The organism is Streptomyces pratensis (assembly GCF_037137275.1).
Lineage (GTDB): Bacteria > Actinomycetota > Actinomycetes > Streptomycetales > Streptomycetaceae > Streptomyces > Streptomyces pratensis_B.
Genome location: NZ_JBBBEN010000085.1, coordinates 234936 through 252458, shown reverse-complemented (window position 1 = coordinate 252458; position 17523 = coordinate 234936). Strand labels below are relative to the sequence as shown.

Annotated in this window: 18 protein-coding genes; 5 read left to right on the top strand and 13 right to left on the bottom strand. The window is 75.0% G+C overall.

The annotated features are described in order from the left end of the window. Positions 1–2: 2 nt before the first annotated feature. From V9U70_RS12755 to V9U70_RS12710, 10 genes are all read right to left on the bottom strand, one after another. Positions 3–1505, bottom strand: coding sequence for a PfkB family carbohydrate kinase (locus V9U70_RS12755; RefSeq protein ID WP_336674845.1), 1503 nt, complete (start codon positions 1503–1505; stop codon positions 3–5). Next, positions 1502–2131: a D-sedoheptulose-7-phosphate isomerase gene (locus V9U70_RS12750; RefSeq protein WP_336674843.1), complete on the bottom strand. Its 630-nt coding sequence runs from the start codon at positions 2129–2131 to the stop codon at positions 1502–1504. The genes V9U70_RS12755 and V9U70_RS12750 overlap by 4 nt, the downstream gene beginning before the upstream one ends. Next, positions 2128–3369 carry a glycosyltransferase gene (locus V9U70_RS12745; RefSeq protein WP_336674841.1) on the bottom strand — a complete coding sequence of 414 codons (1242 nt, stop codon included), beginning with the start codon at positions 3367–3369 and terminating at the stop codon, positions 2128–2130. Before V9U70_RS12745 ends, V9U70_RS12750 begins: the two co-directional genes overlap by 4 nt. Then, positions 3366–4328 carry a glycosyltransferase gene (locus V9U70_RS12740; protein WP_336674840.1) on the bottom strand — a complete coding sequence of 321 codons (963 nt, stop codon included), beginning with the start codon at positions 4326–4328 and terminating at the stop codon, positions 3366–3368. The genes V9U70_RS12745 and V9U70_RS12740 overlap by 4 nt, the downstream gene beginning before the upstream one ends. Next, positions 4325–5332, bottom strand: coding sequence for a glycosyltransferase family 9 protein (locus tag V9U70_RS12735; protein ID WP_336674838.1), 1008 nt, complete (start codon positions 5330–5332; stop codon positions 4325–4327). The genes V9U70_RS12740 and V9U70_RS12735 overlap by 4 nt, the downstream gene beginning before the upstream one ends. Continuing rightward, entirely contained in the window at positions 5329–5883 is a 555-nt protein-coding gene (locus V9U70_RS12730; RefSeq protein WP_336674837.1) for a D-glycero-alpha-D-manno-heptose-1,7-bisphosphate 7-phosphatase, read from the bottom strand. Before V9U70_RS12730 ends, V9U70_RS12735 begins: the two co-directional genes overlap by 4 nt. Beyond that, on the bottom strand, positions 5880–6947 hold the full coding sequence (locus V9U70_RS12725; RefSeq protein ID WP_419723973.1) for a glycosyltransferase family 2 protein: 1068 nt from the start codon (positions 6945–6947) through the stop codon (positions 5880–5882). The genes V9U70_RS12730 and V9U70_RS12725 overlap by 4 nt, the downstream gene beginning before the upstream one ends. Further along, positions 6944–8578, bottom strand: coding sequence for a carbamoyltransferase family protein (locus tag V9U70_RS12720; protein ID WP_336674835.1), 1635 nt, complete (start codon positions 8576–8578; stop codon positions 6944–6946). The genes V9U70_RS12725 and V9U70_RS12720 overlap by 4 nt, the downstream gene beginning before the upstream one ends. 10 nt (positions 8579–8588) lie before the next feature. Then, positions 8589–9584 carry an NAD-dependent epimerase/dehydratase family protein gene (locus V9U70_RS12715; RefSeq protein ID WP_336674833.1) on the bottom strand — a complete coding sequence of 332 codons (996 nt, stop codon included), beginning with the start codon at positions 9582–9584 and terminating at the stop codon, positions 8589–8591. A gap of 393 nt (positions 9585–9977) precedes the next feature. Next, positions 9978–10391 carry a CBS domain-containing protein gene (locus V9U70_RS12710; protein WP_336674830.1) on the bottom strand — a complete coding sequence of 138 codons (414 nt, stop codon included), beginning with the start codon at positions 10389–10391 and terminating at the stop codon, positions 9978–9980. A 271-nt stretch (positions 10392–10662) separates the two neighbouring features. On the opposite strand from V9U70_RS12710, the gene V9U70_RS12705 reads away from it, so the two are divergent. From V9U70_RS12705 to V9U70_RS12690, 4 genes are all read left to right on the top strand, one after another. Beyond that, positions 10663–11175, top strand: coding sequence for an SRPBCC family protein (locus V9U70_RS12705; protein WP_336674828.1), 513 nt, complete (start codon positions 10663–10665; stop codon positions 11173–11175). A 24-nt stretch (positions 11176–11199) separates the two neighbouring features. Continuing rightward, positions 11200–12837 (top strand): phytoene desaturase family protein, encoded by a 1638-nt coding sequence (locus V9U70_RS12700; protein ID WP_336674827.1) that lies wholly within the window; start codon positions 11200–11202, stop codon positions 12835–12837. An 88-nt stretch (positions 12838–12925) separates the two neighbouring features. Next, positions 12926–14482: an FAD-dependent oxidoreductase gene (locus V9U70_RS12695; RefSeq protein ID WP_336674825.1), complete on the top strand. Its 1557-nt coding sequence runs from the start codon at positions 12926–12928 to the stop codon at positions 14480–14482. A 285-nt stretch (positions 14483–14767) separates the two neighbouring features. Continuing rightward, positions 14768–15037 carry a hypothetical protein gene (locus V9U70_RS12690; RefSeq protein WP_336674824.1) on the top strand — a complete coding sequence of 90 codons (270 nt, stop codon included), beginning with the start codon at positions 14768–14770 and terminating at the stop codon, positions 15035–15037. A gap of 45 nt (positions 15038–15082) precedes the next feature. Here V9U70_RS12690 and V9U70_RS12685 read toward each other — a convergent pair whose 3' ends face one another. Together V9U70_RS12685 and V9U70_RS12680 are read right to left on the bottom strand one after the other, a co-directional pair. Further along, on the bottom strand, positions 15083–15424 hold the full coding sequence (locus V9U70_RS12685) for a DUF3140 domain-containing protein (protein WP_336674822.1): 342 nt from the start codon (positions 15422–15424) through the stop codon (positions 15083–15085). Further along, the gene (locus tag V9U70_RS12680) at positions 15424–15645 is read right to left on the bottom strand and encodes a hypervirulence associated TUDOR domain-containing protein (RefSeq protein ID WP_336674820.1); all 222 of its coding nucleotides are present in this window, start codon (positions 15643–15645) and stop codon (positions 15424–15426) included. Before V9U70_RS12680 ends, V9U70_RS12685 begins: the two co-directional genes overlap by 1 nt. 208 nt (positions 15646–15853) lie before the next feature. Between V9U70_RS12680 and V9U70_RS12675 the strand changes: the two genes are divergently transcribed. Next, entirely contained in the window at positions 15854–16777 is a 924-nt protein-coding gene (locus V9U70_RS12675) for an SDR family oxidoreductase (RefSeq protein ID WP_336674818.1), read from the top strand. A 299-nt stretch (positions 16778–17076) separates the two neighbouring features. On the opposite strand, the gene V9U70_RS12670 is transcribed toward V9U70_RS12675, so the two are convergent. Beyond that, complete coding sequence (locus V9U70_RS12670; protein WP_336674816.1) at positions 17077–17463, bottom strand: ArsR/SmtB family transcription factor; 387 nt, start codon at positions 17461–17463, stop codon at positions 17077–17079. Positions 17464–17523 lie beyond the last annotated feature (60 nt).

Below are 17523 nucleotides of genomic sequence, written 5' to 3'. Positions count from 1 at the left end.
GGTCACCTCCGTGCGGTGGGGGCGCGGCCGACGGGGCGCTCCGCCGGGTCGAGAGCCGCCCGTGCGGCGAGCTCGGTGGTGGAGCGGCCGTCGAGGTAGGGCAGCAGCACGACCTCCCCGTCCCAGCTCCGCACCAGCGACGCCTCGGGCAGCCGGGTCAGCGCGTAGTCGCCGCCCTTGGCCCAGATGTGCGGGCGCACCTGCTCCAGCAGGCGCTCGGGGGTGTCCTCCTCGAAGACGGCGACCGCGTCGACGCAGCCGAGGGCCATCAGCACCCTGACCCGGTCGGCGGCCGGCACCAGGGGCCGGGTCCCGCCCTTGCGGCGGCGTACGGACGCGTCGGAGTTGACGCAGACGATGAGGCAGTCGCCGATGCGCCGGGCGGCCTGGAGCAGCGCCACGTGACCGGCGTGCAGCAGGTCGAAGCAGCCGCCCGCCGCCACGACGGTGCCGCCCTCCTCACGCACCCGGGCGGCCAGGCGGACGGGGTCCGGGTGGGCCCGGCCCTCCGCGGTCTCCCCGGGGGCGGGGCGTTTCGCGTCGGGACGCAGACCTGCGGCGCCGCCCTCGGCGACGTACCGGGTGGCGGCGCGCACCGCCCCCTGCACGGCCGTCTCGGGGAGCGCGCCGTCGGCCAGCAGGGCGGCGGCGGTCGCGGCGAAGCGGTCGCCCGCGCCGCAGGCGTCGCCGGCCACGGAGTCGGGGGCGGGGACCAGCAGGGGCTCGTCCCCGTGGGAGAGCAGCGCGCCGGATTCCCCCAGGGTCACCGCCACGGAGGTGACGCCCCAGGCCCGGATCAGCTCCCGGGCGTCGGCGGCCGAGCGGCGCAGCCCGGTCCGCGCGTCGGGCGGCGCCGGCTCCGCGTCCGCTACGGGGCGCGGCGGGCAGCCGCCGCCCCCGGCAGGGGCCGTGCCGGCGGAGGGGCGGGCGCGGTCGGCGAAGACCCGGGCTTCGGCGGCCGAGGGGGTGGCCAGCCTGGCCCCCCGGACCGGCGGTCCGCCGCGGGGGTGCGGGTCCCATACGACGGGGATGCGCGCGGCGGCCCGGCCGAGGGCGTCCCGCAGGACGTCGGCCGTTCCCCGGCCGTAGTCGGCGACCAGGACCGCCTGTGCCGCGTCGAGCTCCGCCCGTGCCTCCTCGGTGGCTCCGGCGGCCCGCCCGTCGCCGTCGTCGAGCCTGAGCACGGGCACGCCCCGGGCCAGAATGCGTGTCTTGCGGGGAAGCCGGCCGGTGGTGGGCAGTTCGACGAGGCGGACCCGGTCCTTCAGAAGGCGGCGAAGCGTCCGCGCGGCCTCGTCGTCGCCGAGCGCTGTGACGAGGGTGACCTCACGTCCGTCGGCGGCCGCGAGGTAGGCGGCGAGGGCCGCGCCGCCCGGACGGGTGGCGCGGCGGGCTCCGTGCACGACGGGCACGGGGGCGTCGGGGGCCAGCCGGTCGGCCTGACCGGAGAGATCGTGGTCGAGCAGGGCGTCCCCGACGACCAGCAGCGGAACGGGGCCGGTCACAGGGCGCCCTCCTCGACGGCCTCCTGGGCGCCGGGGCGGTGCCCGGAGCGTGTCGCGCCCTCCTCGCAGGCCTGGTCGAACGCCTCGCACAGCATGTGGACCGCCACCAGGTGGAGTTCCTGGACGGTGGCGGAGACGGGCGCGTCCACGCAGACCGCTTCGTCACAGGCCGCTTCGAGGGGGTTGGGGGCCGGGCCGGTCAGCGCCCAGACGCTCATGCCGATCCGGCGCGCCTCGGCCGCGGCCGACAGCAGGTTGGCGCTCGCGCCGCTGGTCGACAGGAGCATCAGGACGTCGCCGGGGCGGCCGTGGGCGCAGGTCTGCCGGGCGAAGACCTCCTGGACCCCGTAGTCGTTGGCGATCGCGGTGGTGGAGGAGGTGTCGGCGTGGAGGGCGAGCGCGGAGAACGGGGGCCGGTCGTCGCGGTAGCGGCCGACCAGTTCGGCCGTCAGGTGCTGGGCCTGGGCGGCGCTGCCGCCGTTGCCCGCGACGAGGAGCCTGGCCCCGCCGCCGAGACGGCCGGCGAGTTCGGCGCCCCAGCGGTGGACGCGGGGGCAGGACCGCCGGAAGGCGGTGAGCGCCGCCACCAGATCGTCGCAGTGACGGCCGTGCTGGGTGAGGGTCATCGGACTGCTCCCGAAAGTGTGGGGGTGGAGCGAACGGCGCTGTAGACGTGGGCGACCTGGTCGGCGACGCGGTCCCAGCTGTAGTGCGCCAGGACGCGGTCGCGGCCCGCTCTGCCGTAGCGGGCCAGCCGTCGCGGATCGTCCAGCAGGGTGCGGATCACGTCGCCGAGCCGGTGGTCGGCCGCGGGGCCGGACGGGACGAGGGCGCCGGTCACCCCGTCGACGACGGTGTCGAGGTGTCCGCCGACGGCGGTGGCGACCACCGGGGTGCGGCAGGCCATCGCCTCGATCGGCACAATGCCGAACGGTTCGTAGTCGGGCAGCGAGAGGACCAGGTCGGCCCCCGACATCAGCCGGGGCATGCGGTCGTGGGCCACCGCGCCGAGCAGGGTGACCCGGTCGCCGACGCCGTGGTCCTCGGCCACCTTCCTGAGCCGTTCCGCCTCCGGGTCGGCGAACAGCAGGTCCGCCTCCGGGCCTCCCGCGATGAGCAGTTCGGCGTCGGGCACCGCGGCCAGGGCGCGGATCGCCCGGTCGTACCCCTTGCGCCGTACGAGGCGGCCGACGGCCAGCAGCCGGCGCGGGGCGCCGGCCGGGCGGGGCGGGACGGGGACCGGCGTGAAGTGGCGCGGGTCCACTCCGCAGGGGACGACGGAGACCCGGTCACGGTCCACCCCCATCGCGACGAGTTCCTCGACCTCGTCCGCACAGGTGGCGAGGACACGCCGGCAGGACCGGCCGATGGCCGCCTCGATCGCCAGTCGCTGGGAGGGGCTGGTGTCGTCCTCGCCCTGGTGGCGCTTCTTCACGGTGCCGAGGGCGTGGTACGTCTGCACCACGGGCACCGGCAGTCCGCGGACGCCGGCCAGCGCCGCCGTCCCGGACATCCAGAAGTGGGCGTGCACCACGTCCGGCGGGGCGGCCCGCCAGCGCCGGGCCAGATAGGCGCCGAACTCCGGCATGAAGGCGAGGAGTTCGTCCTTGGGGACCCGGGCCGCCGGCCCTGCGGGAACATGGACGACCTTCACTCCGCCGGGTGTGGTGACCTCGGTCGGCAGATCGGGCCCGTCCCTGCGGGTGAAGACGGTGACGTCGTGGCCGCGCAGGGACAGGCGGCGGGCGAGCTGGGCGACGTAGACGTTCTGGCCTCCCGCGTCCGGGCCGCCGAGCTCAGCCAGCGGGCTGGCGTGTTCGGAGACCAGGGCGACCCGCAGGGGGGCCGGTCGGTTGGAACTCATCGCGTGACCTCTTTCATCAGGTGCTCCCAGTCGTCCAGGAAGCGCTGCACCCCGAAGCGGGCCTGCGCGGCGGCCCTGGCCCGCTGCCCCGCGTACCGGGCCTGTTCCGCATCGGCGAGGAAGGCGCGGACCGCCTCGTCGAGGACGTCCTGGCGGTTGGAGACGACCCCCGCGTCGTCGGGCACCGCCTCGCGCACTTCCGTGGTGTCCAGGGCGACGACGGGCATGCCCAGGAACATCGCCTCCAGCAGGGAGAGGCCGAGCGACGTCCAGCGCACCGGGTGCAGGTAGAGCCGGCAGCGGGCCATGGCGGGGTGGAGTTCACCCTGCGGCAGGTCGCGCGTGCGGCAGCGGTCCGGGGACAGGCCGAGGCGCCCGGCCAGGCCCTCGGTGCGCATGCCGAAGACGTCCAGGGGCGCGGAGCGGGCGAAGTGCGGCAGCAGGTCGGTCCCGGTCGTGCGGCCCCGGCGCACCGGGTCGTTGACCACCACGGCGGCCCGGGGCTCCGCTCCGGTCCACAGGGCGCCCGGGTCGATGATGCCGTGCTCGATGACGGTGGCCGGGGCGCGCCCGTTGTCCCACATCAGCCGGTTGAAGTGGGTGACGTGGACGAGGGGGATGTCGTCCCGGTCGGCCAGCGGGTGCCGGGTGTCGACGGGGGCGCCGTCGGGGCTGTTGTGCTCGACGTACACCGCGGGGACGTCCGCTCCGGGGCGGCGGCCGGTCCACTCCTGCGCCAGCGCGATCTCGTGCGGGCGCTGGAGCACCATGAGGTCGATGGGCCGGTGGCGCAGTTCCTGGGGGCTCACCTCCCGTACGTTGGGCGGCCACTGCCAGGTCGCGGCCCGGCCGAGGCCGTCGGGTCCGCGGTCCGGGGTGACCGGCACGAGGTAGGTGTGCGGGCCCTGGACGAACGCGGTGGCCCAGGAGCCGTGCACGTGCCAGATGAGGATGTTCATGCCTGCTCCTCGATGAGCTTGCGGACGGCTCGCACCACGTCCTGGGGGGTGACGTCGTTCAGACAGGGGTGTCCGGGGACGGGGCAGCGCCGGGCCCGGGTGTCGGCGCACTTGGCGAACTGGTCGCCCAGGACGACTGCGGGCACCCCGAAGGGGGCCCAGCGTTCCGCCGGGACCACCGGGGAGAAGAGGGAGACGACGGGGGTGCCGACGGCGGCGGCCAGGTGGGCCGGCCCGGTGTTGCCGCTGACCAGGACGTCCGCGTTGCGCAGGACGCCGGCCAGAGTGCGCGGTTCGGTCCGCCCTCCGAGGTCCAGGGCCGTGTCGCCGCTGACGCGGCGGGTGAGGCCGCTCTCGTCGGGGCCCCCGGTGACCACCACGCGGTGGCCTGCGTCCGCGAGGCCCCGGACGGCGGCGGCGCACCGCTCGGGGCTCCAGGCGCGGGCCGGTGCGCTCGCCCCGGGGTGGACGACGACGTAGGGGCCGTTGCCGGTCAGCGGGACGGTGTCGGGCGCGGGCAGGACGCGCAGCCGTCCGTCGTCCCCGGGCGGGGGCGCGAACCCCATCGCCACGGCGGTGTCGAGCGCGGCCTCCGCCTCGTGACGGCCGGGCAGGCGGCGGTGCCGGACGTCGAGGAGCGTGCCGGGGTGGTCGGCGCTGTCGGCGCCGATCCGGGCGACGCCCGCCAGCCGGAGGAGCAGGGCGGTGGGCAGCGGGCTCTGGTGGAAGGAGGTGAGGATCAGGGCGCTGTCGTACGCGCCCTCGCGCAGACGTCGTACGACGGCGTCGACGCCGGCCGCCTCCACCGACGGCGGGTCCACCCCTTCCCAGGGCGCCTCCCAGGTGAGGACGGAGTCGACGCCGGGGAGCAGCCGGGCCGCCGCTTCGCCGCGCGGCCCGCACAGCAGGGTCACGTGGGAGGCGTGCGCGGCGACGGCGCGGACGGCCGGGCCCGCGAGGAGGACGTCGCCGAAGCTGTCCAGACGTGCCACCAGAGCCTTCATGAGACCTCCCCCGGTGCTTGGAGAACGGTTCGTACGGCGGTCAGGACGTCCGGCGCGGTCCAGCGCTCCGCGTCGACCTCGGACCGCAGGGTCGCCGCGTTGGGGACGAGGACGCCGCGGGCCCCGGCCGCCCGTGCGGCGAGGACGTCGGCCCGGATGTCTCCGATGACCACGCACTCCTCGGGCCGGACGCCGAGCCTGCGGGCGGCCTCGACGACCAGTCCCGGGCGCGGTTTGCGGCAGGGGCAGCGGTCCTGCGGGGTGTGGGGGCAGAACACCCAGGCGCCGAGGGCGCCGAGCAGCTCGTCGGCCCGCCGGTTGACCCGGATCACGTCGTGTTCGCGGAGCAGACCCCTGCCGATGCCCGACTGGTTGCTGACCACTCCGGTGGCTATGCCCTGGGCGCGCAGCAGGTCGGCCGCCTCGCGCGCTCCGGGCAGCAGCCTGACCTTCTCGGGGTCGCCGTTGTAGGGGACGTCCACGACCAGGGTGCCGTCGCGGTCGAAGAGGACCGCCGACACGGGGCGGGAGGCCGGTGCGCCGGAAGTCACGAGGCGCCTCCCCACGGGGCGGGGGCCCGGTGCCTGACCCCACCGGCGACCCGGTGCCACACGGCGAGGGGCGGGATGACCGCACTGGTGGCGATCATCGTGGTCACCTCGTCACGGGTCCGGGGGCCGGGAGCGATGCGCTTCCAGGCGAACTCGGCCGTGGCGCAGGCCCACAGCGCCCCGGCGGCGGCGGCGGCCCGGGGGCGCCCCGCCGCCACCCCCAGGACCGCGGCGCAGGCCAGCGCGGTGACGGCCAGGTGCCCTGGCAGCCGGCCCCGTGGGGCCTGGGCCCGCGCCCACCAGTGGGCTCCGTGGAGGCGGCCCATCAGGGCGTCGTCGGCGTTGCCGCGCTGGGCCCGGACGGAGACCCAGCGGTCGGCCGGGCGGACCGGGTGGCGGGTCACGCGCTCGCCCCGGCGCAGCGACCAGCCGGCGTCCATCGCCCGCAGCGCGAGGTCGGCGTCCTCGCGGAAGGCGCGGGGGAACCTCTCGTCGAAACCGCCGGTCTCCTTGAGCACGGTCGCCCGGTAGGCCATGTCCGCGGTGGCCCAGGCGGCGCGTTCCAGGCCGGCGGTGCCCCGCTCCCAGTCGGTGGGCCTGCGGTCCTCGGGCAGCGGGACGGTGAGCCGCCCCTGCACTCCCCCGGTCGAGTCGCCGGCCTTCGCGAGGTCGGCGGCGAGCCGGTCGGCCCAGTCGGGCAGCACCTGGACGTCGTCGTCGAGGAAGACGACCCAGGGGGCGCCGACCGCCCGCCAGCCGGCGTTGCGGGCGGCGGCGGGCCCACGGCCGCCGGTGGCCAGGACCCGGGTTCCGGGGACGCCGTCGGGCGGGAGCCGCAGTGCGCCGTCGGGCTCCGGCCGGTCGTCGACCACGACGACCTCCACGGGGGGCGGCCCGGAGCAGGCGGCCAGCGCCCGTAGGCACGCGTCGAGGCAGGGACGCCCGATGGTGGGGACGACCACCGCGTACTCCACGGCCCCCGACACGGGCCCGGGGAGGGCCCCGGACACCGCGCCGGGCGCCGGGGGCGGCTCCGGCGCGCCCCCGTTCGCGTGCGTGCTCATGCGAACGCCCTCCCCCGCCGTACCGCGAAGGGCCCCAGTGCGAGCAGGTCCACGGGCGCGGAGCCGAAGCACTCCAGGGCGTCGCGGGGATCGTCGACCATGGGCCGCCCCGCCGTGTTGAGACTGGTGTTCACGACGACGGGCAGGCCGGTCCGCCGTTCGAACGCGTCGAGCATGCGGGCCACCAGCGGTTCGGCGCCGGCGTCCACGGTCTGGATGCGCGCGGTGCCGTCGACGTGGACGACCGCCGGGATGCGCTCGCGCCACGGCTCGGCGACCTCGTGGACGAACAGCATGTACGGGCTGGGGAGCGGGCCGTCGAAGATCTCCGCCGCCCGCTCCTGGAGCACCATGGGCGCGACCGGCCGGAACTCCTCTCGGCCCTTGACCGCATTCAGGCGCTCCAGGTTCTCCGCGCGCCCCGGATGCGCCAGCAGGGAACGGTGGCCCAGCGCCCTGGGGCCGAACTCGGAGCGCCCCTGGAACCAGGCGACGACGCCGTCCCTGCTCAGTTCCTCAGCGACCGTCTCTGCGATGTCGTCGGGCTCCTCGTACGGTACGGCGGCCCGCTCCAGCCAGCCGCGCAACTCCTCGTCGCTCCAGCCCCGGCCGAGCGCGGCGGTCGGCATCTCCTCCACGGGCTCCTTCTCAGCGGCCACGTGCAGGGCCGCCCCCAGCGCCGTCCCGGCGTCGCCCGCCGCGGGCTGCACCCAGATCTGCCGGAAGGGAGTCTCCCGGTACAGGCGGGTGTTGGCCACGCAGTTGAGCGCCACGCCGCCCGCGAGGGCGAGCACCTCCTGGCCCGTCCGGCCGTGCAGCCACCGGGCGAGGTCGAGCATGACGTCCTCCAGGCACGCCTGGGCGCTCGCCGCGACGTCGGCGTGCTCCTGGGTCCAGGGGCTGCCCGGCTCCCGGCCGGGCACCAGGGAGTCCCACGGCACCGGCCGGGCCGTGAAGCCGCCCGCGCCGTCCGCGTGGACGAACTCCCGCAGCCGTTCGGCGAAGCGCGGCCTGCCGTAGGAGGCGAGAGCCATCACCTTGAACTCGTCGCTGCTGCGCAGGAAGCCCAGGTGCTGGGTGAGGTCCTCGTAGAACAGGCCCACCGAGTCCGGCAGCTTCTGGGAGGCGAGCACGGTCAACTGGCGGTCGGTGTAGCGGCCGGCGAGGTGGGAACCGCATTCGCCGCGTCCGTCGAGGACCAGGACCGCGCAGTCGGGGTGGGGCGACGCCTGTCCGGCGGAGGCGGCGTGCGCCACGTGGTGGGGGACGAACCGCACCTTGCCGGGGTCGAGGCCCGGCAGCGCCTCTGCGAGGAACTCCGGTGCACGGCGGGCGTACTCCTGGCGCAGGTGGTCCCACGGGTCCCACAGTCCGAGCGACTCGGCGGGGGCCGAGAGAGCGGGGTCGTAGGAGTACGCCACGGCGTCGAGGTCCGCGGGCCGCAGACCGGCCTGCTCCAGGCACCACCGGGCGCTCAGCTCCGGCAGTTCCCAGGCGGAGAAGGGGATCGGGCGCTTCCCGTGCTTGCGGCGGCTGAAGCGTTCCTCCTCCGCGGCCGCGACGGTCCTGCCGTCGACGACCAGTGCGGCGGCGGGGTCGTGGAAGAGGGCGTTGATACCGAGGACGCGCATGGAACCTCCGTCAGAGCTGCGGGGCCGGGGCGACGGTTTCCGGCAGGCCGGCGAAGTGGGCGATGGTCCGCTTGATGCCTTCCTCCCAGCTCACCCTGGGCTCCCAGCCGAGGAGTTCACGGGCGAGCGTGGTGTCGGGCCTGCGCCGTTCGGGGTCGTCGACGGGGCGCTCGATGAAGCTGAGCGGTGAGGTGGAGCCGGTCAGGGCGATGACCCGGCGGGCGATGTCCAGGACGGTGACCTCGTCGCCGCCGCCGATGTTCACGGGGCGGACCGCCTGGCTGGCCGCCACGAGCAGGACGCCGTCGACCGTGTCGTCCACGTAGCACAGGGACCGCGTCTGGCTGCCGTCGCCGGCCACGGTGACCGGGTCTCCGGCGAGCGCCTGGCAGACGAAGGTGGGCACGGCGCGTCCGTCGTGGGCCCGCATGCGGGGGCCGTACGTGTTGAACATCCGAACGATGCCCGCGTCCAAGTTCCTCTTCCCGACGTGCGCGGTGACCAGGGCCTCGGCGAACCGCTTCGACTCGTCGTACACGCTGCGCGGGCCCACCGGGTTGACGTTGCCCCAGTAGTCCTCGCGCTGCGGGTGGACCAGGGGGTCGCCGTAGACCTCCGAGGTGGAGGCGAGGAGGAAGCGCGCGCCGTCGCGGTGGGCGACGGCCACGGCGTTGCGGGTGCCCAGGCTGCCGACGTCCATGGTCTCCAGCGGATGGCGCAGGTAGTCGGCGGGCGAGGCGGGGCAGGCGAAGTGCAGCACGAGGTCGTAGGGGCCGCTCAGCTGGTCCCGCGACCGTTCGCTGGAGAGGTCGCACCGGACGAACCGGAAGCCGGGCCTGCCCTCCAGGTGGGCGATGTTGTCCTGGGAGCCGGACAGCAGGTTGTCGGCGCAGTCGACTTCGACTCCCGAATCCAACAGCCGTTCGCACAGGTGGGAGCCGAGGAATCCCGCGCCCCCGGTGACAACGGCGCGGCGCCAGGGAGCTGGTGTCGTCGGCAAAGACATAGGACGGCCTTTCGTCCGCAGGGGAGGTGCCACTGGGAGCCCGCTACGCCGGGCGGCGGGCGTGCCGCGATCAGAAGGCCGGGAGAGGAACTCTTCCCGGCACGAGCGGCAGGAAGGGGCTCGGGCGGCTCGCCGTGGTCCCGACGAGCACAGCGGGCCGAGTTCCCAGCCGAGTACGTTTCACACATCGAACTCTGCTGGCTTTCTCGCACAGTGCGTCAGGCCTGGTCAGCGCTGGGTGAGCAGTGTGGGGCGGGCGGGCCAAACGGACGAAGCCCGTCTGCCGTCCCGTCCGGCGGAGGCCGGGCGGGGAAGCAGACGGGCTGGGGCGGGGACGGGCTCAGACGCACACGCGGGCGGCGCTGGTCCGGTCCCGGCCGGGCGGACGCGCTCTCAGGCGGAGATCGCTTCCAGCAGATCGCCCACCTGGGGGTCGGGCAGGGAACGGGCCACATCCGCGGTGGCGACCATGCCGACCAGGGTGTGGCCGTCGATGACGGGGAGCCGGCGGACCTTGTGCGCGGTCATCGTGCGGAGGATCTCCTCCGCCGGGTCGTCGGCGCCGATCGTGACGGCCTCTCCCTGGGCCAGCTCCCCCGCCGGACAGTCGGCCGGGTCCTTGCCCGTGCCGAGCACCTTGGTCACGATGTCGCGGTCGGTCAGCATGCCCTTGAGCCTGTTGTCCGCCCCGCAGATCGGCAGAGCGCCGACCCCGAGGTCGGTCATCTTCCTCGCGGCGTCCAGAACGCTTTCCTTCTCGCCGACGCACTCGGTGCCACTGGTCATGATCTCGCGCGCGGTTGCCATGGGATGTCCTTTCCTCTCATTCGGTGATCGGGGCCTGTGAAGCGGCGGGTTCCCCTGCCGATGGGTTCCTAACACCGTCGGCGCGACCCGTCGGAGATCGTCCCGCGCGCACTCGGCGGCCCGCGCCCGACGGAGTTTGGGCCACGGGGAGGGTGGTACTCGCACCGGCGAAGGCGCCTTCCGTACGTCGGTGCGCGGGCCGGGACCCGCTTGCCCGTATACGGCGCGCGTCCCCGGCAGCGGTGAACCGGCTGACGACCCGAGGAGAAGCATGGCCGTCCGGCACCACCTCATCGACCGACCGCCGTCCGCGGTGTGGTCGGTCCTGGAAGACACGAGTCTGTACGGCGTGTGGGTGGTGGGAACCTCCGCCTCCCGCCCGGAGAGGGGCCGCTGGCCCGAAACCGGCTCGTCGATCACCTACGCCCTGCGCCTGGGGCACAAGGAGTTCACCGGCCGTACGGTCGTGCGGCGCATCGACAGGCCCGGGGCCCTGGAGCTGGAGGCCGAGAGCGGCCCTCTGGGGTCGGCGCGCATCGCCTTCGACATCCGGCCGTGGGGCGACAAGACCTTCGTGATCGTCGACGAGCACCCCTTGCGGGGCGTGGGCGGCTTCCTCCACAACGCCCTGCTGGACTCGGTGTTGCAAATCCGGCACCGCACGATGCTGGCGCGGCTGGCCCGACTGGTCGAGGAGGGCGCCGCGGAGACGGACGGCGGCGCTCGTTCCGCCGCACCGGGCGGGCCGCCGGGCGCTCCGGCCGCCGGGGCGGACTTTTCCTGACGGTCGACGCGGAGAGGGGACGCCATGGCTGACGCGGTGGTGATCGGGAGCGGACCGAACGGGCTGGTCGCGGCCAACCTGCTCGCCGACGCGGGCTGGTCGGTGGAGGTGCTGGAGGCGCAGGACGAGCCGGGCGGCGCGGTCCGCAGCGACCGCGAGGTCCATCCCGACTACGTCAGCGACGTGTTCAGTTCGTTCTACCCCCTGGCTGCGGCCTCCCCGGTGCTGGCCCGCCTCGACCTGCACCGGGAAGGGCTCCGGTGGAGCCACGCCCCCCGGGTGCTCGCCCACCCGTTGCTGGACGGCAGATGCGCCGTGCTGGACCGCGACCGGGCGACGACCGCCGAGGGCCTCGACGGGTTCGCCGCCGGCGACGGGCCGAGCTGGCTGAACCTCTGCCGCATCTGGGACCGGCTGGGCGACGACATCGTCAGCGCCCTGTTCTCGCCCTTCCCGCCGCTCCGTGCCGGAGGCGCGCTGGCGGCGCGGCTGCGGGGAGCGGGCGGACTGCGGTTGGCGCGCAGCCTTGTCCTGCCGGTCCGCAGACTCGGCGAGGAGGAGTTCGCCGGGGAGGGCGGACGGCTGCTGCTGGCCGGAAACGCCCTCCACGCGGACCTGGCTCCCGAGGCGGCGGGCAGCGGCGGGTTCGGCTGGCTGATGTCGATGCTGGGCCAGTTCCACGGCTTTCCCGTCCCGGTCGGGGGCTCCAGTGCCCTCACCTCTGCGCTGGTACAGCGGCTGCGGGCCCGCGGAGGGCATCTGCGGTGCGGGCAGCGGGTGACCGAGGTCGTCGTGCGCCGGGGCCGCGCCGTGGGGGTCCGTACACAGTCGGGGGAAGCCGTCCCCGCCCGCAGGGCCGTGCTGGCCGACGTCTCCGCCCCCTGCCTCTACGGAACGCTGGTCGCCCCCGAGCACCTGCCCTCCCGGCTCTTCGACGACCTGCGGCGGTTCCAGTGGGACTTCGCCACGTTCAAGGTCGACTGGGCCCTGAGCGGGCCCGTGCCCTGGAGCAGCCCGGCCGCGGCCTCGGCCGGGACGGTCCACCTGGCGGAGGACGTCGACGCGCTCACCCGGTGGGCGGCCCAGATCGCGCGCGGCCTGGTCCCGGACCGCCCGTTCCTCCTGCTGGGCCAGATGACCACCGCGGACGCGACGCGTTCGCCGCGGGGCACCGAATCGGCGTGGGCCTACACCCATGTGCCGCACACGGTGAAGGCGGACGCGGGGGCGGACGGCCTGTCCGGCGCCTGGAGCCTCGCAGAGCGAGAACGCATGGCCGACCGGATGGAAGCGCAGGTGGAGCGGTACGCCCCGGGTTTCCGGAGCCTGGTGCGGCACCGGCGGATTCTCGCCCCGCCCACGCTCCAGGCCGCGGACGGCAATCTCCACAACGGGGCCATCAACGGGGGCACGGCCTCACTGCACCAGCAGCTGGTGTTCCGGCCGGTGCCCGGCGCCGGCCGTTCCGAGACCCCGGTGAAGGGCCTGTACCTGGCCTCTGCCTCCGCCCATCCGGGCGGCGGGGTGCACGGCGCCCCGGGCTCCAACGCCGCCCGCGCCGCCCTCCGTTCCGCACGGGGGGCCGGCGCGGCCATGTCCGCCGCCCAGCGGTTGCTGACGCGCCGCGGCCGGGCCGGCGACCGGTCCGCCGGCACAGGCTGACGGACACCGCGGGGCGAGGTGTGCCCCAGGCCGGGCGGGGAACTCGCCCGTCCGCCACCCCGCCCGAACCGATCTGGGAGACCACGCCATGACGACACCGCGCCCGCTTCCCGGCAGGGACGAGTCCTACTGGATGGAGAGCACCGACGCGCCGGAGCATCCGCCCCTGACCGAGGACGTCGAGGTGGACGTCGCCGTGGTGGGCGGGGGCGTCGCGGGTCTCAGCACGGCGTGGGAGCTGGCCCGGGCGGGCCGGAGCGTGGCGGTGCTGGAGGCCGACCGCGTCGCCGCCGGCGTCACCGGCTACACCACCGCCAAGGTGTCCGCCCTGCACTCCCTGGTGTACGGGAAGCTGCGGCGGACGCGGGGCGCAGAGGCCGCCCGGCTGTACGCGACGTCCCAGCAGGACGCGGTGGAGCGGCTGGCGGCCATCGTGGAGGAGCAGGCGATCCCCTGTGATCTGGAGCGGGTGAGCGCCTTCTCCTACGCGACCGATCCCGCGTCGCGCGACGCGATCGAGACGGAGGCCCACGCCGCGGCCGAGGCCGGTCTGGCGGCCTCCTACGTCACCCGGACGGACCTGCCCTTCCCGATCGCCGGCGCGGTCCGCCTCGACGGGCAGGCGCAGTTCCACCCGCGGAAGTACCTCCTGGCCCTGACGGCGGACCTGGTGGCCCGGGGCGGCCGCGTCTACGAGCGCAGCCGGGTCACCGGGCTGACGGAAGGGTCGCCGTGCCGGCTGACCACGGAGGCACAGCGGTCGGTGACGGCGCGCGACGTGGTCGTCGCCACGCACTATCCGGTCTTCGACCGGGCGATGCTGTTCGCCCGGCTCTCCCCGCGGCGGGAACTGGTGGTCGCCGCGCCGATCGACGCCGACCGGGCGCCGAAGGGCATGTACATCACCCAGGACGAGGGAAAGCGTTCGGTGCGCTCCGCGCCGCTCGACGACGGCCGGCGCCTCCTGATCGTCACCGGGGAGGAGTTCACCCCCGGCACGGGCGACCCCCGGGAGGCGTTTAGCCGACTGGACTCCTGGATGCACGAGCGGTTCCCGGTGGGGCCCACCGCGTACCGGTGGGCCGCGCAGGACAACGATCCCAGCGACACCGTGCCCCTCGTCGGCCCCTTCCACCCGGGCGCGCGTCATACGTATGTGGCGACCGGCTTCGGCGGCTGGGGGATGACGGGCGGCGTCCTCGCGGGCCGGCTGCTGACCTCGCTCATCACCGGCTCCGAAGCTCCGCCGCCCTGGGCGGACCTGTACGACCCGCGCCGCCTGGCCAGCACGCTGCGCCAGGCGCCCGCCCTGCTGGGACAGCAGGCCGAGGTGGCGAAGCACTTCGTCGCCGACCGGCTCCGGGTGACCCATGTGGACTCGGTCGCCGACATCCCCCCGGGTGCGGGCGCGGTGGTACGGGTGAAGGGCCGACGCTGTGCCGTCCACCGGGACGAGGACGGCACCGTGCGGGCGGTGTCCGCCCGTTGCACCCATCTCGGCTGCCTGGTGGCGTTCAACGAGGCGGAGACGGCCTGGGAGTGCCCGTGCCACGGGTCCCGCTTCGGCGTCGACGGCTCGGTGCTCCAGGGGCCGGCGGTCCGGCCGCTGGAGGAGATGGACGTGGCCGACGACGAGGAGGGGTGAGGAGCCCCGGGTCCCACCAGCCGCCGAACTTCCGGGCGGTGGGCCGGTGGTACGACGACTTCGAGCAGGTGAGCGACGACGCCGTCCTCGTGGACCTGCGGGGTCTCGGTCGGCGTCCGCCGCTCTCGGCCCGAGACCACCGAGACCCCGGCCCGTCGCCTCACCGGCCCGGGAGTCCGGTTCGACCACGCGCGGCGGGGAACCCGGCACGGTGACAGGGATCGCCCGAGCGCGCAGGCAGCATGCGGGCGCGGGCCCGGAGACGATGCGCTGGAGAGGATTCCCATGAGACGAGGCACGGAGCCGGCCAACGCCCTGAGCGCACTTCAGCTCAGGAGGATTCTGGCGTGGGTGGCCCTGGGCGTGTTCGTCGTCGCGGCGGTGCTGTTCGCCGTGTCCGCGGCGGCCGCCGAACCGGGCGACTCCCCGAGCGCCACGCTGAGGGCCGTTCTGGCAGGGGTGTGCGCCCTCGTGGCCGTCACCGCGGGCGTGGACCTGGTGGTCCTGCGACGGCGCGTCCGCGACTCCGCCGGCCGCGGCGGGAGGCGCGGGTGAGCGGCGGTGCACGCGTCGCCTCCGGCGCGGGCCCGCCGCCGCGGCTCACTTCAGCGGGTCGTGCCCCCAGTTCATGAGGGAGTGCCGCCATCGGCTCTCGGTGACGTCGCCGTCGGGGCGCTGGGCGAGGTGCCGGTGCACATAGCCGACGACCTTGCGCATGTGCGCGACGTCGTCGTCGGTGAGGGCGGACTCCTTCTTCTCCAGCAGCGAGACGATGCGCCGCCCCGACGCGTGCCCGACGCTCTCGCCGTCGCCGCCCGGCTGCCCGGCGCTCTGCGACGCGTCCGTGGCAAGCCAGTCCTTCAGGTCACGGGAGGTCATGTTGACGGCCGAGCCGAACTCCTCGATCGTCTCCTTCCGGCCCCCGTCCTCGGTCCGGCTCATCAGCGGTCCTTCTTCCGCAGGGACTGCGGCTTGTGGACGGCCCTGCGGCCCGACGTGTCGCTCTCGACCTCGTACTGCGGTGCGTCGTCGGAGGCGTCGACGGTGCGGCCTGCGGCTTCGGTGCGTTCGGTGATCTTCTTCTTGACCTCTCCCGGGACGGTCTTTCCGTGGCTGTTCCAGGAGACCTGGTCGCCCTTGCCCAGCTTCTTGTCCTTCGCCATGGTGCGTACACTCCCTCGGCCTGTGGCCGTCGACGACGGGGTGCTCCCCACTGTCCCGTCTGCCGCCGTGCGGCGCACATCGGGCGAGGGCGGCCCGGACGTTTACGGCGGCGGCTTCGAGCTACTCGGAGTGCGCCCCCCTTCCCTCCGTCCGCGGCGGCCGCTGCGGCCGGCTCAGGGCCGCCGTCCCCTGGACCCGAGGAGTCACGTGACCGACCGACAGCGCGTTCTGAGAGGCCGTACGGCTGTGGTGACGGGCGCCGCACGCGGTCTCGGTGCGGCGCTCGCCCGCGAGCTGGCCGCACGCGGTGCCACGGTGGCCCTGCTCGGGCTGGAGCCGGAGGCGCTCGCGCGGGTCTCCGCGAGCCTGCCGACGCCGTCACGGCACTGGCACGTGGACGTCACCGACGACGCGTGGACGGCGCGCGTCGCCGAGGAGGTCCGCCGCACCCTGGGCCCCGCTTCGGTCGTCGTCGCCAACGCCGGGGTGGCGGAAGGGGGCCCCTTCGTCGACTCCGACCCGTACAGCTGGCGGCGCGTGATCGAGGTCAACCTCGTCGGCAGCGCGATCACCGCGCGGACGTTCCTGCCGCATCTGCTCGACACACGGGGGCACTATCTGCAGATCGCCTCCCTGGCCTCCATGGGCGCGGCACCGATGATGAGCGCCTACTGCGCCTCCAAGGCGGGCGTGGAGTCCTTCTCCCACTCACTGCGCGCGGAACTCGGCCCCCGCGGGGTCGGGGTGGGCATCGCGTACCTCAACTGGATCGACACGGACATGATCCGGGAGTCCGACCGGTTTCCCGTGATGCGCGAGCTGCGGGCCCATATGCCGCTGCCCGCGCGGAAGACCTACTCGGCGGAGCACATGGCCCGTCGCCTGGTGACCGCGGCCGAGCGGCGGGCGCCCTCGGTGTACGTGCCCGCGTGGCTGCGGGGCGTCCAGGCGGTGCGCGCCGTGCTGCCCGGCCCGGTCGCCCTGATGACCCGCCGCGAGCTGACGCGGTCGCAGTTCACGGCGACGGGACTGCTCGGGGCCGGCGGCAGCGCGGCCGCCGCGTCGCCCGGGGGACGCGGCCGACCCCCCGGCCGGGCGGGTGGGGAGGGGGCCCGTAACCGCCGCGCGTAGCCCCAGGCAAGCGGCTCGCTCCGCCTCCGCCGGCGCCGCGGGGCCGCGCCGGCGACGGACGAGCGAACGGAGCCACCCGCCGGACCGGAAGAGGCCATCGACATTGGCGACGGCAGCGGTCCAGGGCTTTAGCGGTCCAGGGCTTTCTGACGGCTCGGGCCGGAGCCCCGACGGCGCCCGGGCCCGGCCTGCGCGTCGGCCGGCCCGCGCGCGGTCGACACCGCCCGGTCCTTCCGGACCGGCGGGCGGCCGTGACCGGTGGCGGCGGTGTGGGGAACCGTGCACCCGGTGGAGCCGGCCTACTCTGGGACGGCGCGCGCGGTCCCGTCGTCCGCCGTGTCGCGGACCCCCAGCCGCAGGTGCTCGACGTGGTGGAGGGCCTGGTCGAGGAGTTCCGCCACGTGGTTGTCGTGGAGCGCGTAGATGATCGAGCGGCCCTGCCGCTCGCCGGCGACCAGCCCCAGATTACGCAGAAGGCGCAGCTGGTGCGAGCAGGCCGAGGGCTCCATGTCGACGGCGGTCGCGAGGTCGCTCACGGAGCACGGGCCTTCTTGGAGTCGGGCCAGGATGTACAGCCGTGAGGGCGTCGCCAGGGCCTGGAGGGTGGCGGCCACGTCCGCGGTGCCGACGGCGTCGAGACGCTCACGGGTGGTGGCGATGCTGCTGGTGTCGATTCCGTGGCCCATGGCTCCATCATACGCGGAATACATGAAGACCTATTCACTTATTCCTGTATGGTGAGCCAC

What these genes read in the sequence shown, in the direction of transcription:
- V9U70_RS12750 (WP_336674843.1), bottom strand. Translation starts at nt 2,131, where the DNA reads ATGACCCTCACCCAGCACGGCCGTCACTGCGACGATCTGGTGGCGGCG.
- V9U70_RS12745 (WP_336674841.1), bottom strand. Translation starts at nt 3,369, where the DNA reads ATGAGTTCCAACCGACCGGCCCCCCTGCGGGTCGCCCTGGTCTCCGAA.
- V9U70_RS12740 (WP_336674840.1), bottom strand. Translation starts at nt 4,328, where the DNA reads ATGAACATCCTCATCTGGCACGTGCACGGCTCCTGGGCCACCGCGTTC.
- V9U70_RS12735 (WP_336674838.1), bottom strand. Translation starts at nt 5,332, where the DNA reads ATGAAGGCTCTGGTGGCACGTCTGGACAGCTTCGGCGACGTCCTCCTC.
- V9U70_RS12725 (WP_419723973.1), bottom strand. Translation starts at nt 6,947, where the DNA reads ATGAGCACGCACGCGAACGGGGGCGCGCCGGAGCCGCCCCCGGCGCCC.
- V9U70_RS12720 (WP_336674835.1), bottom strand. Translation starts at nt 8,578, where the DNA reads ATGCGCGTCCTCGGTATCAACGCCCTCTTCCACGACCCCGCCGCCGCA.
- V9U70_RS12715 (WP_336674833.1), bottom strand. Translation starts at nt 9,584, where the DNA reads ATGTCTTTGCCGACGACACCAGCTCCCTGGCGCCGCGCCGTTGTCACC.
- V9U70_RS12710 (WP_336674830.1), bottom strand. Translation starts at nt 10,391, where the DNA reads ATGGCAACCGCGCGCGAGATCATGACCAGTGGCACCGAGTGCGTCGGC.
- V9U70_RS12705 (WP_336674828.1), top strand. Translation starts at nt 10,663, where the DNA reads ATGGCCGTCCGGCACCACCTCATCGACCGACCGCCGTCCGCGGTGTGG.
- V9U70_RS12700 (WP_336674827.1), top strand. Translation starts at nt 11,200, where the DNA reads ATGGCTGACGCGGTGGTGATCGGGAGCGGACCGAACGGGCTGGTCGCG.
- V9U70_RS12695 (WP_336674825.1), top strand. Translation starts at nt 12,926, where the DNA reads ATGACGACACCGCGCCCGCTTCCCGGCAGGGACGAGTCCTACTGGATG.
- V9U70_RS12690 (WP_336674824.1), top strand. Translation starts at nt 14,768, where the DNA reads ATGAGACGAGGCACGGAGCCGGCCAACGCCCTGAGCGCACTTCAGCTC.
- V9U70_RS12685 (WP_336674822.1), bottom strand. Translation starts at nt 15,424, where the DNA reads ATGAGCCGGACCGAGGACGGGGGCCGGAAGGAGACGATCGAGGAGTTC.
- V9U70_RS12680 (WP_336674820.1), bottom strand. Translation starts at nt 15,645, where the DNA reads ATGGCGAAGGACAAGAAGCTGGGCAAGGGCGACCAGGTCTCCTGGAAC.
- V9U70_RS12670 (WP_336674816.1), bottom strand. Translation starts at nt 17,463, where the DNA reads ATGGGCCACGGAATCGACACCAGCAGCATCGCCACCACCCGTGAGCGT.